This is a genomic window from Mycolicibacterium baixiangningiae (genome assembly GCF_016313185.1).
GTDB lineage: Bacteria > Actinomycetota > Actinomycetes > Mycobacteriales > Mycobacteriaceae > Mycobacterium > Mycobacterium baixiangningiae.
Genome location: NZ_CP066218.1, coordinates 681,562 through 701,829 on the forward strand (window position 1 = coordinate 681,562; position 20,268 = coordinate 701,829).

Sequence of the window (20,268 nt, forward strand, 5' to 3'; positions counted from 1 at the left end):
TTAGGGACCCTAATGGCTTCGCGAATGTGTACTCAGTAACGCCAGCAGAGGATGGCTGCGTCGTCGGAGCCGCGGCCAGATCAATGGTGAACCCAGTCGAAGACGCAGTTCCCACGGCATTCCTGACTCTGAGGTAAGTTATTGACGCGAGCGACTGTGTCGCGTCTGTGCGAAGTTAGCAAATAATTGCGGAATAACCAACACAGCGCAAGCCGGGCGAGTTCTGTTCCGGTCGGCGGTCTGCTGGCCGCGATGCCGCCGATGCGGCAGGCTGTGAGGGTGCCCGCTGATAGTCGTACCCACGTGACCGACTCTCGCGTTTCCGCCATTTACGTCGCATCGCCGGAAGGTGACACAGGAAAGTCGACGATCGCGCTCGGACTGCTCGACCGGCTGACCGCCACGGCCGCCAGAGTCGGGGTGTTCCGGCCCATCACCCGCCAGGGGCCGGCGCGCGACTACATCCTCGAATTGCTGCTCGCCCACACCACGGCAGAACTGCCGTATGAGGACTGCGTCGGCGTCACCTATCACGAGCTGCACGAGGATTCCGACAGCGCGCTCGCCGACATCGTCGACCGCTTCCACCGCGTCGCCGACCGATGCGATGCGGTGTTGATCGTCGGCAGTGACTACACCGACGTGACGAGCCCCAGCGAGCTGTCGATGAACGCGCGCATCGCCGCCAACCTCGGCGCGCCCGTCGTCCTCGCCGTCAAAGCCCGTGGCCGGACGCCCGACGAAGTGGCGCAGGTGACCGACGTATGCCTCGACGAGATTGCCGCCCAGCATGCGTTCACCGCCGCGGTCGTGGCCAACCGGTGCGACCCCGCGCAGCTCGCCGAGGTGCGCGAGGCGTTGCAGCGCAACGGCGGACCACAGGCCTATGTGCTACCCGAGGAGCCGCTGCTGGTCGCACCGTCGGTCGCCGAACTGCGTGACGCCGTCGACGGCACGGTGATCAGCGGTGACGAGACGCTCCTGAACCGGGAGGCCATGGATGTGCTGGTTGCGGGTATGACCGCGGAGCACGTGTTGGAGCGGTTGACCGAGGGCGTCACGGTGGTCACGCCCGGAGATCGGTCCGACGTGGTGCTCGCCGTCGTGAGTGCCCATGCCGCGGAAGGCTTTCCGTCGCTGTCGAGCATCATCCTCAACGGTGGGCTCGAACTGCATCCGTCGATCGCCGCGCTGGTCGCCGGGCTGGGGTTGCGGCTGCCTGTGGTCGCCACCGGGTACGGCACGTTCGAGACCGCCAGCCGGGTGGCGGGCACCAGGGGGCGGGTGACCGCCTCCTCGGCGCGAAAGATCGACACCGCGCTGGCGTTGATGGAGACCCACGTCGACACCGCGGACCTGTTGAGCCGGTTGGCGATTCCCATCCCGACGGTCACCACGCCACAGATGTTCACCTATCAGCTGCTCGATCAGGCCCGCGCCGAACGCAAGCGCATCGTGCTGCCCGAGGGTGACGACGACCGCATCCTCAAGGCTGCGGGACGGCTGCTGCAGCGTGGCGTCGCCGAGCTGACGATCCTCGGGGAGGAGGCGCGGGTCCGGGCCCGCGCTGCCGAACTGGGCGTCGACCTCACCGCGGCCGCGGTGCTCGACCCGCGCACCAGCGAGCTGTGTGACCGGTTCGCCGAGGAGTACGCAGAGATCCGCAAGCACAAGGGTGTCACCGTCGAGCAGGCCCGTGAGATCATCCACGACGTCTCGTACTTCGGCACCATGTTGGTGCACAACGACATGGTCGACGGCATGGTGTCGGGGGCGGCGCACACCACCGCCCACACCGTGCGCCCCGCCTTCGAGATCATCAAGACCCTGCCCGACGTGTCGACCGTGTCGAGCATCTTCCTGATGTGCCTGGCCGACCGCGTACTCGCCTATGGTGACTGCGCGATCGTCCCCGATCCGACGGCAGAACAACTGGCCGACATCGCGATCTCGTCCTCACGCACCGCGGCCCGCTTCGGTATCGAACCGCGGGTGGCCATGCTGTCGTATTCGACGGGTACTTCGGGAACCGGCGCCGAGGTCGAGAAGGTCCGGGAGGCAACCGAACTGGTGCGCAAGCGTGAACCCGACCTGCTCGTCGAGGGGCCCATCCAGTACGACGCGGCCGTGGAGCCGTCGGTCGCCGCGACCAAGATGCCGGACTCGCCCGTCGCCGGCCGGGCCACGGTCCTGATCTTCCCCGACCTCAACACCGGCAACAACACCTACAAGGCGGTGCAGCGCAGTGCTGGAGCGATCGCCATCGGCCCGGTGCTGCAGGGGCTGAACAAACCGGTCAACGACCTGTCGCGAGGGGCGCTGGTCGAAGACATCGTCAACACGGTCGCGATCACCGCGATCCAGGCCCAGGGGATCTGATGAGCCGCACCGTCCTGGTTCTCAACTCCGGATCGTCGTCGGTCAAATTCCAGCTGGTCGAACCGGATTCGGGCCGTGCCCTGGCCGACGGCATCGTCGAGCGCATCGGCGAGGAGTCGTCGGCGGCGACGCTGACCTACGGCGAGCGGGAGGTGAGCCGCGACGACCCGGTCGCCGATCACGAGGCCGCTCTGCGGGCGGTGTTCGACCTGTTCGACGAGGCGGGCGCGGACCTGGGCACCGGCCTGGTCGCCGTCGGTCACCGCGTGGTCCATGGGGGTCCGGACCTCTACCAGCCGACACTGGTCGACGATGCCCTGATCGCGTCACTCGAGGAGTTGGCTCCGCTGGCGCCGCTGCACAATCCGCCCGCGGTGCTCGGAATCCGGGTGGCGCGCAAGGTGCTGCCCGACCTGCCGCATGTGGCGGTGTTCGACACGGCCTATTTCCACGATCTGCCCGCCGCCGCCGCCACGTACGCGATCGACCGGGATGTCGCCGAGCAGTGGCACATTCGGCGGTACGGGTTCCACGGCACCTCGCATCAGTACGTCAGCGAGCAGGCCGCACTGTTCCTCGACGTTCCGCTGTCCTCGCTGAGCCAGATCGTGTTGCACCTCGGCAACGGAGCGTCGGCGTCGGCGATCCTCGGTGGCCGCCCGGTCGACACGTCGATGGGGCTGACGCCGATGGAGGGTCTGGTGATGGGCACCCGGTCCGGTGACATCGACCCGGGCCTGTTCGTCTACCTGTGGCGAGCAGCCGGAATGGGCGTCGAGGAGATCGAGACGATGCTCAACAAGCGCGCCGGGGTGCGCGGTCTCGGCGGCGAGATCGACTTCCGGGTGCTACGCGAGCGGATCGATAGCGGTGACGAGGCAGCGCACCTCGCCTACGACGTCTACATCCACCGGTTGCGCAAGTACATCGGCGCCTACCTCGCCGTGCTGGGCAGCGCCGACGTGATCACCTTCACCGCCGGCGTGGGTGAGAACGACGCCGTGGTGCGACGGGATGCGTTGTCGGGGATGGGACGCCTGGGCATCGAGTTGGACGAACACCTCAACGACAGCCCCTCGCACACGGCGCGGCGCATCTCCGCGGACACGTCGCCCACCACGGTGCTCGTCATCCCCACCAACGAGGAGTTGGCGATCGCGCGCGCGTGTACCGGAGTCGTCTGAGCTCGAACGCATTCATGCGCAATGTCACAGACGTATCGGGCTGTGAGCAATAGCAGGCCGCCTTCACGAAGATTTCACACCCGCGGACGACGAAACCCGCACATCCGCCGGTAAACGTGGAAAGAGCGCCCGCACACCGATACTTCGAGGAGCACCCCACTTGCCGGACACCACGACGCTTCGTGAACGTACGAAATCCGTCATCCGCTACGACATACCGGCATCCTTCGTGGTCTTCCTCGTGGCGTTGCCCCTGTCACTGGGCATCGCCATCGCCTCCGACGCACCGATCATGGCGGGGCTCATCGCCGCCGCGGTCGGCGGCATCGTCGCGGGTGCCCTGGGCGGATCACCGCTCGTAGCGACCGGCCCGGCCGCCGGGCTGACGGTGGTGGTCGCCGAGATGGTCAACACGTTCGGCTGGAAGGTGACCACCGCGATCACCGTGGCTGCCGGATTGCTGCAGATCCTGTTCGGGCTGAGCCGCTTCGCGCGCGCCGCGCTGGCCATCTCCCCGATCGTGGTGCACGCGATGCTGGCGGGCATCGGTCTGACGATCGCCCTGCAACAGGTCCATGTGCTGCTCGGCGGGACGTCGGAGAGCTCGGTGTGGGCCAACATCGCCAGACTGCCCGACCAGATCGCCGCCATCCAGTTCGGCGACGTCCTCGTCGGGCTCACCGTCGTCGCGATCATGCTGGCCTGGCGGTGGGCGCCGGGCGCCCTGCGCAAGGTCCCCGGCCCGCTGGCGGCGATCGTCGTGGCCACCCTGTTGTCGCTGGCGCTGCCGCTCGGCGCCGACCGCATCCAGCTGGACGGATCGCTGCTCGACGCGATCGGTCTGCCCGAGCTGCCCGACGGTGGTTGGGGCGCATTCGGCTTCGCGGCGCTGACGATCGCGCTGATCGCCAGCGTCGAGAGCCTGCTGTCCGCGGTGGCGGTCGACAAGATGCACGACGGCGCGAAAACCGACCTGGACCGCGAACTCATCGGACAGGGCGCGGCCAACGTGGCGTCGGGCATGCTCGGCGGGCTGCCCGTGACCGGGGTGATCGTGCGCAGCACGGCCAACGTCACCGCCGGTGCCCGCAGCCGCGCGTCGGCCATCCTGCACGGCGTCTGGATCCTCGTCTTCTCGATGCTGCTTGTCGGAGTGGTGGAGCAGATCCCGAAGGCCGCGCTGGCCGGTCTGCTCATCGTCATCGGCATCCAGCTGGTGAAGCTGGCGCACATCCGGCTGGCCCGTCGCACCGGTGACATCTGGGTGTACGGGGTGACCGTCGCCGGTGTCATGTTCCTCAACCTGCTCGAGGGTGTCGCGATCGGGCTCGCGCTCGCGATCGCGCTTCTGCTGTGGCGGGTGGTCCGTGCCTCCGTGCACGCCGAACCGGCTGACGACGCCGGTGCGTGGCGGGTGATCCTCGAGGGGACGTGCAGCTTCCTGTCCCTGCCGCGACTGTCGCGGGTGCTCGCCTCGGTCCCGCAGGGCAGCGACGTCACCGTGGAGATGACCGTCGACTTCATCGACCACGCAGCCACCGACGTCATCGAGGAATGGGCCCGGCGCCACCGGGCCGGCGGCGGCACCGTGACCATCGACGAGCTCGGCCGAGCCGCGCTGCAGGACGCCACCGACGGCCCGCCGGCGCGCCGTCCCTACACGGCGATCGCGCGCGGACTGCTGCCGTGGCGGGCGCGCGGAAAGTCCGACGGCGACGGCTCGACGCTGACGCCCGTGGTCGACGGCATCGAGCGCTACCACCGACGGCAGGCCTCGGTGATGCGGGACCAGCTGACGGAGCTGCAGGACGGACAGCGGCCCCACGCGCTGTTCCTCACCTGCGCCGACTCGCGCGTGATCCCGAACATCATCACCGCGAGCGGACCGGGTGACCTGTTCACCGTGCGCAACGTCGGCAACCTGGTACCGGCCGGGGGTGCGGACATGTCCGTCGAAGCCGCACTCGCCTTCGGCATCGACGAGCTCGACGTCAACTCCGTGATCGTGTGCGGGCACTCCGGGTGCGGCGCAATGACGGCGTTGCTCGCCGAGGCGGGTGGCCGCGACGAGATGGCTGAACAGCTGGAGGCGTGGATCGATCACGCCACGCCGAGCCTCGACGCCTACCTCGCCGGGCATCCGGTGGCCCGTGCCGCGGCCGACGCGGGATTCGACGCCGTCGACCAGTTGGCCATGGTCAACGTCGCGACGCAGCTGACGACACTCGACGCCCACCCGGCCGTCGCGCCAGCGCATGAGGCGGGCCGGCTCGAGGTGGTCGGGCTGTTCTTCGACATCGCGTCGGGCCGGGTCCTGCGGATCACCCCGACGGGGATCGAGACGTTCGAGTCGTCCGCCGCACGGACCTGACGGCGGTCCGCGCCTAGAACGTGCTCATCGGGCGAACGCTGTTGGCCAGGTCGATCAGCGCGTAACGGTGCGCCTGGGTGGGCGCGACGCGGGCCAGCGCGCGCAGCGAAGCCTCGACGCCGAGCTGTAATCCGTACTCGGTGAACGGGAACCCGAGGATGTGGTTGGTGCTGGCCGAGTTGTCGACCAGCCAGTCCATCGCGGTGCCCAGCACCAGCGCCCGGATCTGCAGCACCCGTGGTTCGGTGTCGGGCAGGGCCTCCACCCGGCGGGCGGCGTCGCGGATCTGCTGTTCGGTGATCTCGCTCGACGACCGGCCGGACAGTAGCGTCACCGCACTGGTCAGCCGTGCGGTGGTGAAATGCCGTGAGGTGGCGGGTACTTCGTCGAGCGTCCGCACAGCACCGTCGCGGTCCCCCTCGGCGGACTGCGCCCGCGCCAGCCCGAACCCGGCCGAGATGATGCCGTGGTCGGTGCCCCACACCGTCTCGTAGAACTTGCGCGACGGCGCGTGTTCGAGGCCGGAGCCGGCGAGTTCGGCGGTCGCGGCCAGCGCCAGCTTGGGCGCCAACTCGCCGGGCAGCGTGTCGAGCACCTCGGCGAAATGTTTTGTCGCCGCGTCATAGTCGGCCGACAGCAGTGCGGCAGCGGCGCGGAACCACATCAGGCGCCACCGCCAGCCCAGCCGGGTGGTCAGGTCGTCGAGCTTGCGCGTGGCCTTCTCGACGTCCCCCAGGTCGAGCAGCGCGCGCACCTCCATCAACGGCAACTCCACCGACTCCGACAGGTCGATGCCCTCGGAGTCCAGTGCACCGTGGCGTGCCGCACGCAACTGGTCCAGAGTCTGCACCGGTTCGCTCAGCACGCTGGCCGACAGCACCGCCGCACCGACGTCGGTCGGATCCACCAACGGAACGGGCAGCGCCCTCACGATCTCCCGCGCGGTGAGTTTCTCCGAGTGCACCTGGCCGTCGACGTAGACGTCGGTATGCGCGACCAGCAGATCGATCCCGAACGTCGAGCGGGTCGGTGAGAACACCGTCGACAGACCGGGTCTGGGCAGGCCGGTGTCGCGGGCCACCACCTCGCGCAGCACGCCGAGCAGCTGTGAGGCCATCTCCTCGGAACTGGAGAACCGGCGCCGCGGGTCCGGATCGATCGCGCGGCGCAACAACCGGCCGAACGAGTCGTACTGCGTGAGCACCGGGTCGTCCTCGGGCAGTCCGTCGACGTAACGCCCCTTGCGCGTACGCAATTCGAGCGTCAACGCCGCCAACGTCCGGCCCACGGTGTAGATGTCGCTCTGCACGGTCGGCCCGGTCCGCACGATCTCCGGCGCCTGATAGCCCGGCGTGCCGTACAGGTACCCGAACGAGTTGATCGTCGACACCGCACCCAGGTCGATCAGCTTGACCTGATCCTCGGTCAGCATGATGTTCTCGGGTTTGAGGTCGTTGTAGGTCAGCCCGAGTGAGTGCAGATAGCTCAGCGCCGGCAGGATCTCCAACATGTATCCGATGGCCTGGGCCACCGGAAGCCGTTTGCCCTTGGCCTGTTTGAGCGATGTTCCGCCGACATACTCCATCACGATGTAGCCGACGGGGCTGCCGTGCTTGTCCTCGTGCTCGACGAAGTTGTAGATCTTGACGATCCCCGGGTGCGTCACCTCCGCCAGGAACTGCCGCTCCGCCATCGCGATGGCCTGCGCCTCGGCGTCGCCGGAATGCACCAGACCCTTGAGCACGACGGGGCGTTCGCTGACGTTGTGGTCGAAGGCCAGATACACCCAGCCCAGTCCGCCGTGGGCGATGCAACCCTTGATCTCGTACTGGTCGGCGACCATGTCACCCGGATTGAGCTGTGGCAGAAACGAATACTGACTGCCGCAGTGCGGGCACCACCCCTCCGACAGCGCCTTGCCATCCGACGACGACCGCCCGACCGGCCGCCCGCAGTTCCAGCAGAACCGCTTCCCCTCGGCGACCACCGGATTCGTCATCAGCGCTTCGAGCGGATCCTTGGTGGGCACCCGCGGAATCTCCACCAGCCCGCCGCCGAGCCTGCGCACCGGCGACGGCCTGCGCACCACCGTCGTCGCATGGTCCTGGGGTTCGGTGTCCCCGGTGTGCACGGTGATGCCGTCGGAGTCGTCGAAGTTCGGCCGGTACACCGCCTGGGTCGCCATCGGCCGGACGGTCGACGCCGAATCGAGATCCAGGTCGTCGAGGCTCGCCGGCTGGGTGCCGGGCTCTTCGTCGAGGTCGTGCTCTGACGTGGCCATCAGTCCACATACCTCGCGGCCGGGGGTGCGGGCGCCGGGCCCAGCACCGTCAACCACTTGCGGTACAGCGCATACCAGGTGCCGTCGTTGCGGATGCGCTGCAGCGTCCCGTTGACGAACCGCACAAGCCCCGTGTTCTCCAGGTTCACGCCGATCCCGTAGGGCTCCTGGTTCATGCTCGGCCCCACGATGTGCAGGTACGGGTCCTGAGCCACCAGCCCGGCCAGGATCGCGTCGTCGGTACTGACCGCGTCGACCTGCCGCTGCTGCAGCGCCACCAGACAGTCCGCCCAGGTGACAGTGGACACGATCATCGGCGGCGGGCTGATCTGCTGGACCCGCCGCAGCGACGTCGTCCCCTTCACCACACAGACCCGCCTGCCCGACAGGTCGGCGGCCCGGGTGATCGCCGAATCGCGAGGAGCGAGGATGCGCTGGTTGGCGTTGAGGTACACCGTCGAGAAGGCGACCTTCTTCTTGCGTTCACAGGTGATCGTCATGGTCTTGACGACGACGTCGACCTGGTTGTTCTCCAGCGCGGTGATCCGGTCCGCCGACGACAGGATCCGGTAGTCGACCTGTGCGGGGCTGCCGAAGATGTCGCGCGCGATCTCGCCGGCGATGTCGACGTCGAATCCGGTGATGTCACCGGTGATCGGATCGCGGAAGGAGAACAGGTTGCTGCCGATGTCCAGGCCGACGATCAGCCTGCCGCGCTCGCGGATGTAGGCGACCGCGTCGTCGGCCTCGACCTGGGTGGGGAAGGGACGCAGGCTCGCCCTGCGGTCGCAGTCGTCGTTGTCCGGCATCGGCAGCCGAGCCTGCTCGGGCGGAAGCTCCTGCATCCCCGCCGGGGTGGGCGGCGCGAGCGTCACACCGGGGGTCGGCACCACCGAGGCCGCCTGCCCACACCCCGCCAGCACCACCGCAGTGGTGAGCAGGGCCAGCAGCCTCGCGCGAGCGCTTATCACCTGTTGTCTGTTCTTCGCGCGAGCGCTCATCACCGGTACTCACTTAGTCGCGGCCACAACCCCAGCGCCACCGCCACCGCCGCGATCACGCTCAGCGCGGCTGCACCTGCCGTCGCACCCGACAGCACCCGTCGGGCGTTGAGGATGTCGTTGCGCAGTTGGCTGCGGCTCTGCTCGATCGCCTTGCTCAGCGCCTCGTTGAGCTTGTCGAACGCCGGGGTGGAGTCGTCCTCACCGGTGCCCAGCGCGACCTGGGTTGCGGCCTGATAGTTGCCGACCGCGATGTATGCGTTGATGCGGTCGTCGGCGGCGCGCCAGCGCGACAGCAGCTCCTCCGCGGCTGCGAGATCGCTGCTGTTGATCGCGTCGTCGCGGGCGAGGTACTCGGCCAGCTTCGTCTGCATACCGTCGATCCGCTGGTAGTACGACTGTTTGCGGACCTCTTCGTCACCGCGGCGGATCAGCGCCAGTGTCTCGTCGGCGCGCGCCTGCTGCGCGGTGATGGCCAGCGTGGTGATCGTCTTCAGCGATTCCGCCCCGGCATCCTTCGCGCTGCGGCTGTCGGTGGTCGAGATGGCCAGCGCGGTCCCGACCCACAACACCATGATCAACACCGCCAGCCCGCCGGCGACGAACCCGATGTTCACCCGCCTGCGGGTCCGGCGTGCCAGCCAGCGGTTGGCGAACAGACCGAACAGCAGCGTCGCCAGCACCACGAGGATGACCGGCGCCGGGATGCGGGTCGATGCGGTGGTCTCCTCGTCGACCTGCGCGGACGTCCGCTCGTAGAGGGTTTCGGCGTCGGGCAGGATCTTCGTCTGCATCAGCGACGACGCCTCGGACAGATACGACGAACCGACCGGGTTGCCCGCCCGGTTGTTGGTGCGCGCCGTCTCCACGAGTCCGGTGTACACCGTGAGTTCGGCGTTGATCCGGCCGAGCAACTGCACCAGGTCTTCGTCGGTGAGCCCGCTCGAGGCACGGGTCAGCGCGACCGCGGCGTCGGTGATCGCCTGTTCGTAACGCTGCCGTACATCGCGCGGTTCGGTGCCGGCGATGAACGCCGTCGCGGCGGCGGCGTCGGCCACCGACAACCGGCTGTAGAGCTCGCCGGCGGCGAACGACAGCGGTTCGGTGTGGTTGAGCACCGTGGTGAGCGCCTGCTGGCGGTCGTTGATCGTCGTCGACGTCGCGAAGGCGCTGGCGATCGCGAGCGCGGCGAGCACGACGCCGATGGTCAGGATGCGGCCGGGCGTGGTCCACAGGAACCACCAGCGGGGGTGGGCGGGCGTGGTCGGTGACCGGGACGCCAGCGGCTCGGTCGATGGGTGCGCCAACTCCACAGTCACGTGCGCGCCGTCCTCATCTTTCCGGCTACTTTCCGACCGTCCGACTCTATAAAAGAATCCTAAGAGGTTCTGTCACGGCGCGCGCCCGATCGGGCGCAGCCGCACAGGATGTTGCGGCTCTATCCTGTACGAATGCGTGGCGACGGTGACGGCTGGGTGTTCTCCGACGGAGGCGGCCGCTTCTGGGGCCGGCATGGCGCGGCCGGTCTGCTGCTGCGTGCCCCGCAGTCCGACGGGTCGGCGGCCGTCCTGTTGCAGCACCGGGCGCCGTGGAGTCATCAGGGCGGAACCTGGGGCCTGCCCGGCGGTGCGCGCGACAGCCACGAGACACCGGAGCAGGCCGCGGTGCGGGAGGCGCACGAAGAGGCCGGGCTCTCAGCCGATCAGGTGACCGTGCGGACCACCGTGGTGACCGCCGAAGTCGCGGGCTCCGGCGGCCCGTCGTGGACCTACACCACCGTGATCGCCGATGCGCCGGCCCTGCTGCACACCGTGCCCAACCGGGAGAGCGCCGAACTGCGCTGGGTCCCCGAGGACGACGTCGTCTCCCTGCCGCTGCATCCCGGATTCGCCGCCAGCTGGGAGCGCCTTCGGACGGTCACCGCGACGATCCCGCTGCTGGTCAACGGCCAGCAGTGAGTGCCGCCCGCAGGCGCGCAGCGGCGGCCTGCGGATCGCCGGCGGCGGTGATCGCGCGCACCACGACGATCCGGCGGGCACCCGCCGCGAGCACTTCCGGCAACCGTGCCTCGTCGATACCGCCGATCGCGAACCACGGCTTGTCGGTGTTCAGCGCGGCCGCCTCCCGGACCAGATCCAGACCCGGCGCCGCCCGCCCCGGCTTCGTCGGCGTGGGCCAGCACGGTCCGACACAGAAGTAGTCGACCTCCTCGGCCACCGCGGCGCGGACCTGATCGCGGTCGTGGGTGGACCGCCCGATCAACGGGCGCGGGCCGATGATGCCGCGGGCCACCGGCAGCGGCAGATCGTCCTGGCCCAGGTGCAGGACGTCGGCGCCCGCGGCCAGCGCGATATCCGCGCGGTCGTTGACGGCCAGCAGCGCGCCGTGGCGGCGCGCGGCATCGCCCAGCACCTCGAGGGCGGCGAGCTCGTCGCGGGCCTCCAGTGGACCGAACCGCTGTTCACCAGGCGAACCCTTGTCGCGCAACTGGATCAGGTCGACGCCGCCGGCAAGCGCGGCATCGGCGAATTCGGCCAGGTCACCGCGCTCGCGTCGGGCGTCGGTGCACAGGTACAGCGCCGCCGAGGCGAGCCGGTCGAGGGGTTCAGGCACAGGGCGACGGTAGCGCCTCGGCGCGGGTAGGGTGGATGGCCGACACGGGAGTCCCAGGGAAGCGGGACTGAGAGTGGGCCCAATGCTCCGGCCCTTACCGTCGGACCTGATCCGGGTCATGCCGGCGAAGGGAGGTGCTCGTGCCAGCGGATAGGACTCTTGCCGTCATCGGCGGCGGCGTCATCGGCCTGTCGGTCGCGCGCCGCGCCGCGCTCGACGGCTGGTCGGTGCGGGTACACCGCAGCCCCGAAAAGGGAGCGTCGTGGGTGGCCGGCGGGATGCTCGCCCCGCACAGCGAGGGCTGGCCGGGAGAACACGAACTGCTGCGCATCGGACTCGACTCGCTGCGGCTGTGGCACGAGGGCTTCCTCGAGGGCCTGCCCGCCGACGTGGTCACCGCACGGGAGTCGCTGGTGGTGGCCGTGGACCGTGCCGACGCCGCCGACCTCAGGACCGTCGGCGAATGGCTCGCCGCGCAGGGCCATCCGGTCACGCTGACGGCATCGGCCCGCGACATCGAACCACTGTTGGCGCAGGGCATCCGGCACGGCTTCGTGGCCGACACCGAATTGGCCGTCGACAACCGTGCCGTCGTCGACGCCCTGGAGGCGCACTGCGCCCGACTCGGGGTGGCGTGGGCCCCGCCGGTCACCGACCTCGCCCTCGTGGACGACGTCGATCTGCGGGTGCTGGCCAACGGCGTCGACGCGCCGGCGTTGTGGCCGGGGCTGCCCATCCGCCCGGTGAAGGGTGAGGTGCTGCGGCTGCGGTGGCGCCGCGGCTGTACGCCCGCCCCGCGCCGGGTGATCCGGGCCAGGGTGCACGGCAGGCAGGTATACCTGGTGCCGCGCGCCGACGGGGTGGTGGTCGGTGCGACGCAGTACGAACACGGCCGCGACACCGCGCCCGCGGTATCCGGTGTGCGCGACCTGCTCGACGACGCGTGCACGGTCATGCCGGCACTGGGCGAGTACGAGTTCGCCGAATGTGCGGCGGGGCTGCGGCCCATGACGCCCGACGGGCTGCCGCTGGTCGAGCGACTCGACGAGCGCACACTGGTGGCCGCGGGGCATGGGCGCAACGGTTTCCTGCTCGCGCCGTGGACTGCCGAACGGATCGCCGCCGAACTGCAGACGACAGTGGGAGCCAGGACATGAATGTGACGGTCAACAACGAGGACGTCCAGCTCGACGAGCAGACCACCGTTGCGCAGCTGGTGGCCCGAATGGGGTTCCCGGACAGGGGGATTGCGGTGGCGGTGGACTGGTCGGTGCTGCCGAGGGGCGAGTGGGAGACACCGCTGCGCGACGGCGCCCGCGTCGAAGTCGTGACGGCGGTGCAGGGTGGCTAGCCTCGGGGGCAGGAGCGAAGCGACCGGGGGGATGGGCACTAGCCAGAAACTCACGATCGCCGGCCGCGAATTCGGATCCCGCCTCATCCTCGGCACCGGCGGGGCGGCCAATCTCGCGGTGCTCGAACAGGCGCTGATGGCGTCGGGCACCGAACTGACCACGGTCGCGATGCGCCGGGTCGACGCCGAAACCGGCACCGGCGTGCTGGAGTTGCTCAGCCGGCTCGGGATCAGCCCGCTGCCCAACACCGCCGGCTGTCGCGGTGCTGCCGAGGCAGTGCTCACCGCACAACTCGGCCGCGAGGCGCTCGGCACCGACTGGGTGAAGCTCGAGGTCATCGCCGACGAACGCACACTGCTGCCCGATGCGATCGAACTCGTCCGTGCCGCTGAACAACTCGTCGACGACGGGTTCACCGTGCTGCCCTACACCAACGACGATCCGGTGCTGGCGCGGCGGCTGGAGGACATCGGGTGCGCCGCGGTGATGCCGCTGGGTTCACCGATCGGCACCGGCCTGGGTATCGCCAACCCGCACCACATCGAGATGATCGTCGACGCCGCAGGCGTTCCCGTGATCCTCGACGCCGGGATCGGCACTGCCAGCGACGCCGCGCTGGCGATGGAACTCGGGTGTGACGCGGTGTTGTTGGCCAGCGCGGTGACCCGGGCCGCCGACCCGCCGGCGATGGCCGCGGCGATGGCCGCCGCCGTGACGGCGGGACACCTCGCCCGCCACGCCGGCCGTATCCCCAAGCGATTCTGGGCGCAGGCGTCGAGTCCGGCCCTGTGAGTCCAGACCTGTGACGCGGTACGTGGCGCTCGGCTCGTCCATGGCGGCGGGTCCGGGCATTCGTCCGTCGGCCCCCGGTGCGCCGTCGCGTGCCGGGCGGTCGGCCCGCAATTATCCGCATCTGGTGGCCGACCGGCTGGGCCTCGAGCTGACCGACGTCACCTACTCGGGGGCGACCACCTCCCACCTGCTCGACGAACCCCAGCACGGCACTCCGCCGCAGATCGAGGCGCTCGACGGCACCGAGACACTGGTGACCGTGACGATCGGCGGTAACGACGTCGGCTACGTGCCGATGCTGATGGCCGCCGGGTTGCCGCGGTTCGTGCGCTGGCTGCCACCGGTTCGCGCACTGTTCGACCCCACCGCCCGCGATCGCGCGCTGGTCGAGGTCGGCGAATCGCTGCGCCGCGTCGGCCGCACGGTGCGGGAGCGGGCGCCGCGTGCCCGGGTGTTGTTCGTCGACTACCTCACCCTGTTGCCGCCGCCGGCTGAGCCGGTGGCGCCGCTGTCGGGATCCGATGCGGCGCTGGGGCGCCGGATCGCCGACACGCTCGAGCGGCTGACCGGTCAGGCCGCCGCGGAAACGGGCTGCGGCTGGGTGCGCGCCGCACAGGCCAGCCGCGCGCACCACGCGTGGTCGGCCGACCCGTGGACCACGCGGCCCGGTCTGCCGTGGCCGGGCCGTCCCGCACCGCTGCACCCCAACGCCGCGGGGATGCGCGCGGTGGCCGATTTGGTGGTCGAACATCAAGAGGCCATGGGTGATTGAACTGGACGGTCTGTCGAAGCGGTTCGGTCGGATCCACGCCGTGGAAGACCTGACCTGCTCGATCGAGGCCGGCGTCGTCACCGGGTTCCTCGGACCGAACGGCGCGGGTAAGTCGACCACCATGCGGATGATCCTCGGGCTGGATCGCCCGAGTGCCGGGAGCGCCACGGTGATGGGCCGGCGGTACCGCGAGCACAGGTACCCGCTGCGGACGGTGGGCGCGTTGCTGGATGCCCGGCAGGTCCATCCCCACCGCACCGCCCGTGCGCACCTGCACTGGATCGCCGCGAGCAACGGATTGCCGCGCAAGCGAATCGACGAGGTCCTCGACATGGTCGGACTCACCGAAGTAGCGGGCAATCGCGCCGGGACCTTCTCGCTCGGCATGTCACAGCGGCTGGGAATCGCCGCGGCGCTGCTCGGCGACCCGCCGGTGCTGCTGTTCGACGAACCGGTGAACGGACTGGACCCCGACGGCATCCGGTGGATCCGCACCCTGATGCGTGACCTCGCCGAGGAGGGGCGCACGGTGTTCGTGTCCAGTCATCTGCTCGCCGAGATGGCGCAGACCGCCGACCGGCTACTGGTGATCGGGCGGGGCAGGCTGATCGCGGCGACCACCGTCGCGGAATTCGTCAACCGGGCCGGCCTGGACGCCGTCCGGGTGCGGACACCCCAACGAGACCGGCTGTGCGAGGAGCTGACTCGGGCCGGGCTGGCGTCGACGGTCGAGGATTCGGCCGTTCTGGTGCGCGGCGCGTCGACCGAGCAGGTGGGTGAGCTCGCCGCCCGGCACGGCCTCACCCTGCACGAGTTGAGCGTTGCGCGGGCGTCGCTCGAGGAGGCGTACATGGCACTGACCGACGAGGCCGTCGATTTCCGGGCGAAGCGCTGATGCTGCGGGCCGAGCAGATCAAACTGGGCACCACCCGTTCGCCGCTGTGGACGGTGGTGGCCGTCGTCGTGCTGAGCCTGGGCTTCGCCGTGATCCAGGCGTGGGCCGGCAGCACCGCTGTGCCGTTGGCGCCGGAACGCGCAGCGGTGGGGGTGGCCACGTTCGCGGTTCCGGTGTTGATGATCCTCGCGGCGTTGACCGTCACTGGTGAGTACCGCACCGGCATGATCCGCACCACCTTCCTCGCGATGCCGCGCAGGACACGGGTACTCGCGGCGAAAGCAGGTGTGACAGCGATGTTCTCGGCGCTGTGCGCGGTCGCGATGGTACTCGCGTCGGTGTTGGCGGTCCGGGTGGTGGGCACACCGCAACAGGGCACGGAACTGTCGTTCACCGACGTCGCGGTCTGGCGGACCGTGGGTGCGATCGGTCTCTACGCGGCGCTGGGCGCCGTGCTGGCAGTCGGGCTCGGGACGCTGGTCCGGCACAGCGCCGGGGTCATCGCGATCCTGCTGCTGATGCCCTTCGTCGTGGAGCCGCTGCTCGGGTCGATACCGCGAGTCGGCGCCCGGGTCGGCCCGCTGTTGCCGTTCGCCAACGTCAACACCTTCACCGAGGTGCCGTGGGTGCAGACCTTCCCGATGTGGTGGGGTCCGCTGGGGGCGCTGCTCTACTTCACCGCAGTGGTGGCCGTGGTGTTCGGCGCCGCGGTGGTCGACATCAACCGCCGCGATCCATAACGACGCGTATCGAGCGCGCATGAAGTCCGCCGGGCTCACAGCCGCAGCCGCTAACGTGGATGCAATGGTGCGCAGGATGCTGGTGGTGTTGTCCGTTGCGGCCCTCGTGGCAGGTTCGGCCGGTTGCGGCGACGACAAGGAATCCGCACCGGCCCCCGCCCCGTCGACGCAGGAGACCGCGCCCGAGGCCGAGGAGTTCGGCGCCGCGCTGCGGGGCAAAGTGACCGTCGACGCGATGATGGGGCACCTCACCGAGCTGCAGGAGATTGCCGACGCGCACGGCGGCAATCGCGCGCTGGGCACACCGGGTTACGACGCGAGCGTCGACTACGTGGTCAAGGCGCTGCGGGACAAGGGGTTCGACGTGCAGACCCCGGAATTCGAGGTGCGCCTGCCGTTCGCCGAGAAGCCACAGCTGACCGTCGACGGGCGGACCGTCGAGGCCAAGCCGCTGGAGTACACCATCGGTACCCCGGGAGTGGCCGGTCCACTGGTGCCCGCGCGTGTCGAAGACTCGCCCGGTTGCACCGAGACCGACTACGACGGCCTGCCGGTGCAGGGTTCGGTGGTCCTGGTCGACCGCGGCGAATGTCCGTTCTCCGTCAAACAGGCCATCGCCGCCGAACGCGGTGCGGTGGCGATGGTGGTGGTCAACAACGTCGACGGTGACGTGGTCAGCGGCACCCTGGGCGACATCACCGACGTGAAGATCCCCGCCGTGAGCGTCACCAAGGCGGTCGGCGCCGAGCTACGCGACAACCCGGGGCAGACCAGCTTGCGGCTCGACGCCGGTGTGCGCACCGAGCGCACCCGCAACGTGATCGCCCAGACCACGACCGGCTCCACCGCCGATGTGGTCATGGCGGGCGCGCACCTCGACAGCGTGCCGGAGGGCCCGGGCATCAACGACAACGGGTCGGGCGTCGCGGCGGTCCTCGAGACCGCACTGCAACTGGGACCCGAACCCGACGTGCGCAATGCGGTGCGGTTCGGATTCTGGGGCGCCGAGGAGGACGGCCTGCTCGGCTCGCTGGACTACACCGAGTCGCTGGACGAAGAACAGCTCAAGGACATCTCGCTCTACCTCAACTTCGACATGCTCGGCTCACCGAACCCCGGCTACTTCACCTATGACGGTGACCAGTCGGCACCCCCGAACCCCGAGGCGGGGTCGCCGCGCGTGCCGGAAGGTTCCGCGGGCATCGAGCGCACCCTGGCCGCGTACCTGGACGATGCGGGTAAACCGGCCGAGGACACCAGCTTCGACGGCCGCTCGGACTACGACGGGTTCACGCTCGCCGGCGTTCCGGCGGGTGGCCTGTTCTCCGGGGGCGAAGAGAAGAAGACGCCGGAGCAGGCGCAGCGTTGGGGTGGCGAAGCCGACCAGCCGTTCGATCCGAATTATCACAAGAAGGAGGACGATCTGGCGCACATCGACCGCACCGCGATGGAGATCAACGGCGGAGGCGTGGCGTACTCGGTCGGGTTGTATGCCCAGGATCAGCGCGGTCGCAACGGTATCCCCATCCGTGATGACCGCACCCGTCACCCCGCCGGCGCCTGATGAGAGTTCGCTGGGCTCTCACTGCCGTGGCGGCGGCGCTGGTCGCCGCGTGCTCGTCACCGCCGCCGCCTCCGGCTGATCCGGCGGCGGAACTGGCCGCCAAGGTCACCGTCGATGCGCTGTACGCCCACCTCGAGGCGCTACAGGACATCGCCGCGCGCAACGGGGGCAACCGGGCCCAGGGCAGTCCGGGATTCGACGCGAGCGTCGACTATGTCGCCGACCTGCTGCGCGACAAGGGTTTCGACGTCCAGACCCCGGAGTTCGACCGTTACGGCGGTACCCGCGGCGGTGAACCGAGGTTGACCGTCAACGGCCGCGGCCATCCGGTGGACAAGGCGTCGTTGCTGATCGACACCGGTCCCGGCGGGATCAACGCCGTCACCCTGCGCCCCGCGCGACCGGCCGGATGCAGCGCGGGCGACTACGGGAGGACCGACGTCCGCCGCGCGATCGTGGTGGTCGACGACACCGGGTGCTCGGTGGTCGTGAAGCAGAACGTCGCCGTCGGCAAGGGCGCCGCCGGAGTGCTCGTCGTCACCGCGGGCGGCGGCGCGGGCAGCCCGGCGGGCCTGTTCACGCCCGGGTACTACCGCGAGCTCACCGTCCCGGTCGGGATCATCGGCCAGGAGGTGAACGGGGCGCTACGGCGCACGTCGGCGCCGGTGCGGTTACGTCTGGACGGCCGGCCGGTGATGGCCAGGTCGCGGAATGTGCTGGCGCAGACGAAGACCGGGGACGCACGCAATGTGGTGATGGCCGGTGCGCATCTCGACAGCGTGGCCGGCGGGCCGGGTATCAACGACAACGGCACCGGCGTCGCCGCAGTGCTGGAGACAGCGCTGCAACTCGGCGCCTCGCCGCAGACCGGCAACGCCGTGCGGTTCGCGTTCTGGGGCTCCGAGGAGATCGGTCTGGAGGGATCGCGGGCCTACCTCGGCGGACTCGACGCCGAGCGCCTCGACGACATCGCGGTGTACCTCAACTACGACATGCTGGGCTCACCCAACGCCGGATACTTCACCTACGACGGTGACCAGTCCGCCGCCACCGCACCGGTGCCGGTGCCCGAGGGCTCGGCGGGCGTCGAGCGCATCATCGCGGCGTACCTCAACCAGGCCGGCGTCCGGCCCGCCGATATGCCGTTGAGCAATACGACCGACTACCACCCGTTCATGGCCGCCGGCGTGCCGTTCGGTGGCGCGACCACCGGTGGGGCACAACTGAAATCCGCGGTGCAGGCGAGGCTGTGGGGCGGGCGGGCCGCTGCCGCGTTCGATCCGAACTATCACACCAGGCGCGACACCGTCGACAACGTCGACCGCCGGGCGCTGGGCATCATGGGTCCAGGGGTGGCCTTCGCGGTGGGCACGTACGCACAGTCGACCGACGGTGTGAACGGCGTTCCGCCGCGGGACAAGCGGAATCGCAAGGCGCCGTAGTCAATTCATCGTCGTCACCGGCTACCTCTGGCATCGCGTTAGTGAAGGAACCAGTCGAGGGCCCGCCTCGCCCGGTCCGCAGGCACCACGTGGCCACCCGGGAACTCCTCGTACAACACCTCGTAACCGGCGTCGCGCAGGCGCGGCAGCAGTCGCCGGCTGGTTCGGTCGATGGGCAGCACGCTGTCGGCCACACCGTGCGAGATGTAGATCCGGGGCCGCCCGACGGCCTCGCCCGGCGCCGAGAAGCCGGGGGAGAAGCCCAGCACGTCGGTGAAGAGGTCGCCGTTGGTCAACCCGACCGAAAGCGCGTAGGAGGCGCCGTCGGAGAACCCACCGATGCCCACGCGCTCGGCGTCGACGGCGTGGCGGGCGAAGACATGCGACAGCCCCTCGTCGAGTGCGGTGATGTCCTGGCCGAAAGAGCGCACGATCACGTCCCAGGTTCGACGCCGACTGGCTGGTGCGAGCAGGATGAGCCCCGCCTCGTCGGCGTAGGACAGCAGCGGGGTGATCCCGCCGCGGGCGTCGCCGCCTGCGCCGTGCAGGAGGACGACGAGGGGCGCCGGCTGATCGGGTCGGTAGTCGGCGGGAACGTAGAGCAGCGCGGTGCGGTCGCTCCCGGTGTCGACTTCGTGCAGTCCCGGCGGATACGGCGGCAGCGTAGGCGGCGCCGGGCGTGACCGGAGCCGTCCGCCCGACGGATCCGCAGGCGTGGTCGCGGGTGCCGCTTCCTCGAGATGCGGGCGCGCTCCGGGCCCGGGCGACTCCATGCCGCAGGCGACCGCAAGCAGCAGAAGGAGGAGGGCCGGGCCGGTGCGCAACACCCGGCGGTATTACCCGGCTTCGGCGGTGATACTCGCGTCAAGCCCGACCGTTTGC

Annotated in this window: 17 protein-coding genes and 1 riboswitch; of the genes, 12 read left to right on the forward strand and 5 right to left on the reverse strand. The window is 69.7% G+C overall.

All coding sequences use genetic code 11. The features are described 5' to 3' along the window. Window positions 1-303: 303 nt before the first annotated feature. The 3 genes from pta (at window position 304) to I7X18_RS03190 (ending at window position 5,934) form a co-directional block, all read left to right on the forward strand. Entirely contained in the window at window positions 304-2,379 is a 2,076-nt protein-coding gene (pta, locus tag I7X18_RS03180; RefSeq protein WP_232375399.1) for a phosphate acetyltransferase, read from the forward strand. Continuing rightward, the gene (locus I7X18_RS03185; protein WP_193044589.1) at window positions 2,379-3,563 is read left to right on the forward strand and encodes an acetate kinase; all 1,185 of its coding nucleotides are present in this window, start codon (window positions 2,379-2,381) and stop codon (window positions 3,561-3,563) included. Before pta ends, I7X18_RS03185 begins: the two co-directional genes overlap by 1 nt. Before the next feature lie 160 nt (window positions 3,564-3,723). After that, window positions 3,724-5,934, forward strand: coding sequence for a SulP family inorganic anion transporter (locus I7X18_RS03190; RefSeq protein WP_226862947.1), 2,211 nt, complete (start codon window positions 3,724-3,726; stop codon window positions 5,932-5,934). Between the two features lie 13 nt (window positions 5,935-5,947). Here I7X18_RS03190 and I7X18_RS03195 read toward each other — a convergent pair whose 3' ends face one another. The 3 genes from I7X18_RS03195 to glnX are packed head-to-tail and all read right to left on the reverse strand — an operon-like array spanning window position 5,948 to window position 10,535. Continuing rightward, window positions 5,948-8,215, reverse strand: a complete 2,268-nt coding sequence (locus I7X18_RS03195; RefSeq protein ID WP_193044588.1) for a serine/threonine-protein kinase PknG — start codon at window positions 8,213-8,215, stop codon at window positions 5,948-5,950. Next, window positions 8,215-9,216 carry a glutamate ABC transporter substrate-binding protein gene (locus I7X18_RS03200; RefSeq protein ID WP_193044587.1) on the reverse strand — a complete coding sequence of 334 codons (1,002 nt, stop codon included), beginning with the start codon at window positions 9,214-9,216 and terminating at the stop codon, window positions 8,215-8,217. Before I7X18_RS03200 ends, I7X18_RS03195 begins: the two co-directional genes overlap by 1 nt. Then, window positions 9,216-10,535 (reverse strand): protein kinase G-activating protein GlnX, encoded by a 1,320-nt coding sequence (gene glnX / locus I7X18_RS03205; protein ID WP_193044586.1) that lies wholly within the window; start codon window positions 10,533-10,535, stop codon window positions 9,216-9,218. Before glnX ends, I7X18_RS03200 begins: the two co-directional genes overlap by 1 nt. A gap of 132 nt (window positions 10,536-10,667) precedes the next feature. On the opposite strand from glnX, the gene I7X18_RS03210 reads away from it, so the two are divergent. Continuing rightward, on the forward strand, window positions 10,668-11,174 hold the full coding sequence (locus tag I7X18_RS03210; RefSeq protein ID WP_193044585.1) for an NUDIX hydrolase: 507 nt from the start codon (window positions 10,668-10,670) through the stop codon (window positions 11,172-11,174). Here I7X18_RS03210 and thiE read toward each other — a convergent pair. After that, a complete protein-coding gene (gene thiE, locus I7X18_RS03215; protein WP_193044584.1) occupies window positions 11,158-11,829 on the reverse strand; it encodes a thiamine phosphate synthase in 672 nt (223 codons plus the stop codon). The genes I7X18_RS03210 and thiE overlap by 17 nt on opposite strands. Before the next feature lie 34 nt (window positions 11,830-11,863). Further along, window positions 11,864-11,979, forward strand: a riboswitch (TPP riboswitch). Here thiE and thiO point away from each other — a divergent pair. The 8 genes from thiO to I7X18_RS03255 all read left to right on the forward strand — a co-directional run bounded on the left by thiO (window position 11,970) and on the right by I7X18_RS03255 (window position 19,386). After that, window positions 11,970-12,986 (forward strand): glycine oxidase ThiO, encoded by a 1,017-nt coding sequence (gene thiO / locus I7X18_RS03220; RefSeq protein ID WP_193044583.1) that lies wholly within the window; start codon window positions 11,970-11,972, stop codon window positions 12,984-12,986. (Overlaps the previous riboswitch by 10 nt.) Then, a complete protein-coding gene (gene thiS, locus I7X18_RS03225; RefSeq protein WP_193044582.1) occupies window positions 12,983-13,180 on the forward strand; it encodes a sulfur carrier protein ThiS in 198 nt (65 codons plus the stop codon). Before thiO ends, thiS begins: the two co-directional genes overlap by 4 nt. Window positions 13,181-13,211: 31 nt before the next feature. After that, complete coding sequence (thiG, locus tag I7X18_RS03230) at window positions 13,212-13,973, forward strand: thiazole synthase (protein WP_193044581.1); 762 nt, start codon at window positions 13,212-13,214, stop codon at window positions 13,971-13,973. A 10-nt stretch (window positions 13,974-13,983) separates the two neighbouring features. Next, window positions 13,984-14,745, forward strand: coding sequence for an SGNH/GDSL hydrolase family protein (locus I7X18_RS03235; RefSeq protein WP_232375400.1), 762 nt, complete (start codon window positions 13,984-13,986; stop codon window positions 14,743-14,745). After that, a complete protein-coding gene (locus I7X18_RS03240) occupies window positions 14,738-15,640 on the forward strand; it encodes an ABC transporter ATP-binding protein (RefSeq protein ID WP_193044580.1) in 903 nt (300 codons plus the stop codon). The genes I7X18_RS03235 and I7X18_RS03240 overlap by 8 nt, the downstream gene beginning before the upstream one ends. Further along, entirely contained in the window at window positions 15,640-16,380 is a 741-nt protein-coding gene (locus tag I7X18_RS03245; protein ID WP_193044579.1) for an ABC transporter permease, read from the forward strand. The genes I7X18_RS03240 and I7X18_RS03245 overlap by 1 nt, the downstream gene beginning before the upstream one ends. Before the next feature lie 64 nt (window positions 16,381-16,444). Beyond that, window positions 16,445-17,944, forward strand: a complete 1,500-nt coding sequence (locus I7X18_RS03250; protein ID WP_193044578.1) for a M28 family metallopeptidase — start codon at window positions 16,445-16,447, stop codon at window positions 17,942-17,944. Continuing rightward, complete coding sequence (locus tag I7X18_RS03255) at window positions 17,944-19,386, forward strand: M20/M25/M40 family metallo-hydrolase (RefSeq protein WP_193044577.1); 1,443 nt, start codon at window positions 17,944-17,946, stop codon at window positions 19,384-19,386. Before I7X18_RS03250 ends, I7X18_RS03255 begins: the two co-directional genes overlap by 1 nt. 38 nt (window positions 19,387-19,424) lie before the next feature. Here I7X18_RS03255 and I7X18_RS03260 read toward each other — a convergent pair whose 3' ends face one another. Further along, window positions 19,425-20,213 (reverse strand): alpha/beta hydrolase, encoded by a 789-nt coding sequence (locus I7X18_RS03260; protein ID WP_198730520.1) that lies wholly within the window; start codon window positions 20,211-20,213, stop codon window positions 19,425-19,427. Window positions 20,214-20,268: the final 55 nt, after the last annotated feature.

Excerpts from the sequence above, each read along its gene's own strand:
- I7X18_RS03250 (WP_193044578.1), top strand. The coding sequence starts at position 16,445 with ATGGTGCGCAGGATGCTGGTGGTGTTGTCCGTTGCGGCCCTCGTGGCA.
- I7X18_RS03185 (WP_193044589.1), top strand. The coding sequence starts at position 2,379 with ATGAGCCGCACCGTCCTGGTTCTCAACTCCGGATCGTCGTCGGTCAAA.
- I7X18_RS03195 (WP_193044588.1), bottom strand. The coding sequence starts at position 8,215 with ATGGCCACGTCAGAGCACGACCTCGACGAAGAGCCCGGCACCCAGCCG.
- I7X18_RS03210 (WP_193044585.1), top strand. The coding sequence starts at position 10,668 with ATGCGTGGCGACGGTGACGGCTGGGTGTTCTCCGACGGAGGCGGCCGC.
- thiG (WP_193044581.1), top strand. The coding sequence starts at position 13,212 with ATGGGCACTAGCCAGAAACTCACGATCGCCGGCCGCGAATTCGGATCC.
- I7X18_RS03255 (WP_193044577.1), top strand. The coding sequence starts at position 17,944 with ATGAGAGTTCGCTGGGCTCTCACTGCCGTGGCGGCGGCGCTGGTCGCC.
- I7X18_RS03245 (WP_193044579.1), top strand. The coding sequence starts at position 15,640 with ATGCTGCGGGCCGAGCAGATCAAACTGGGCACCACCCGTTCGCCGCTG.
- thiS (WP_193044582.1), top strand. The coding sequence starts at position 12,983 with ATGAATGTGACGGTCAACAACGAGGACGTCCAGCTCGACGAGCAGACC.
- I7X18_RS03200 (WP_193044587.1), bottom strand. The coding sequence starts at position 9,216 with ATGAGCGCTCGCGCGAAGAACAGACAACAGGTGATAAGCGCTCGCGCG.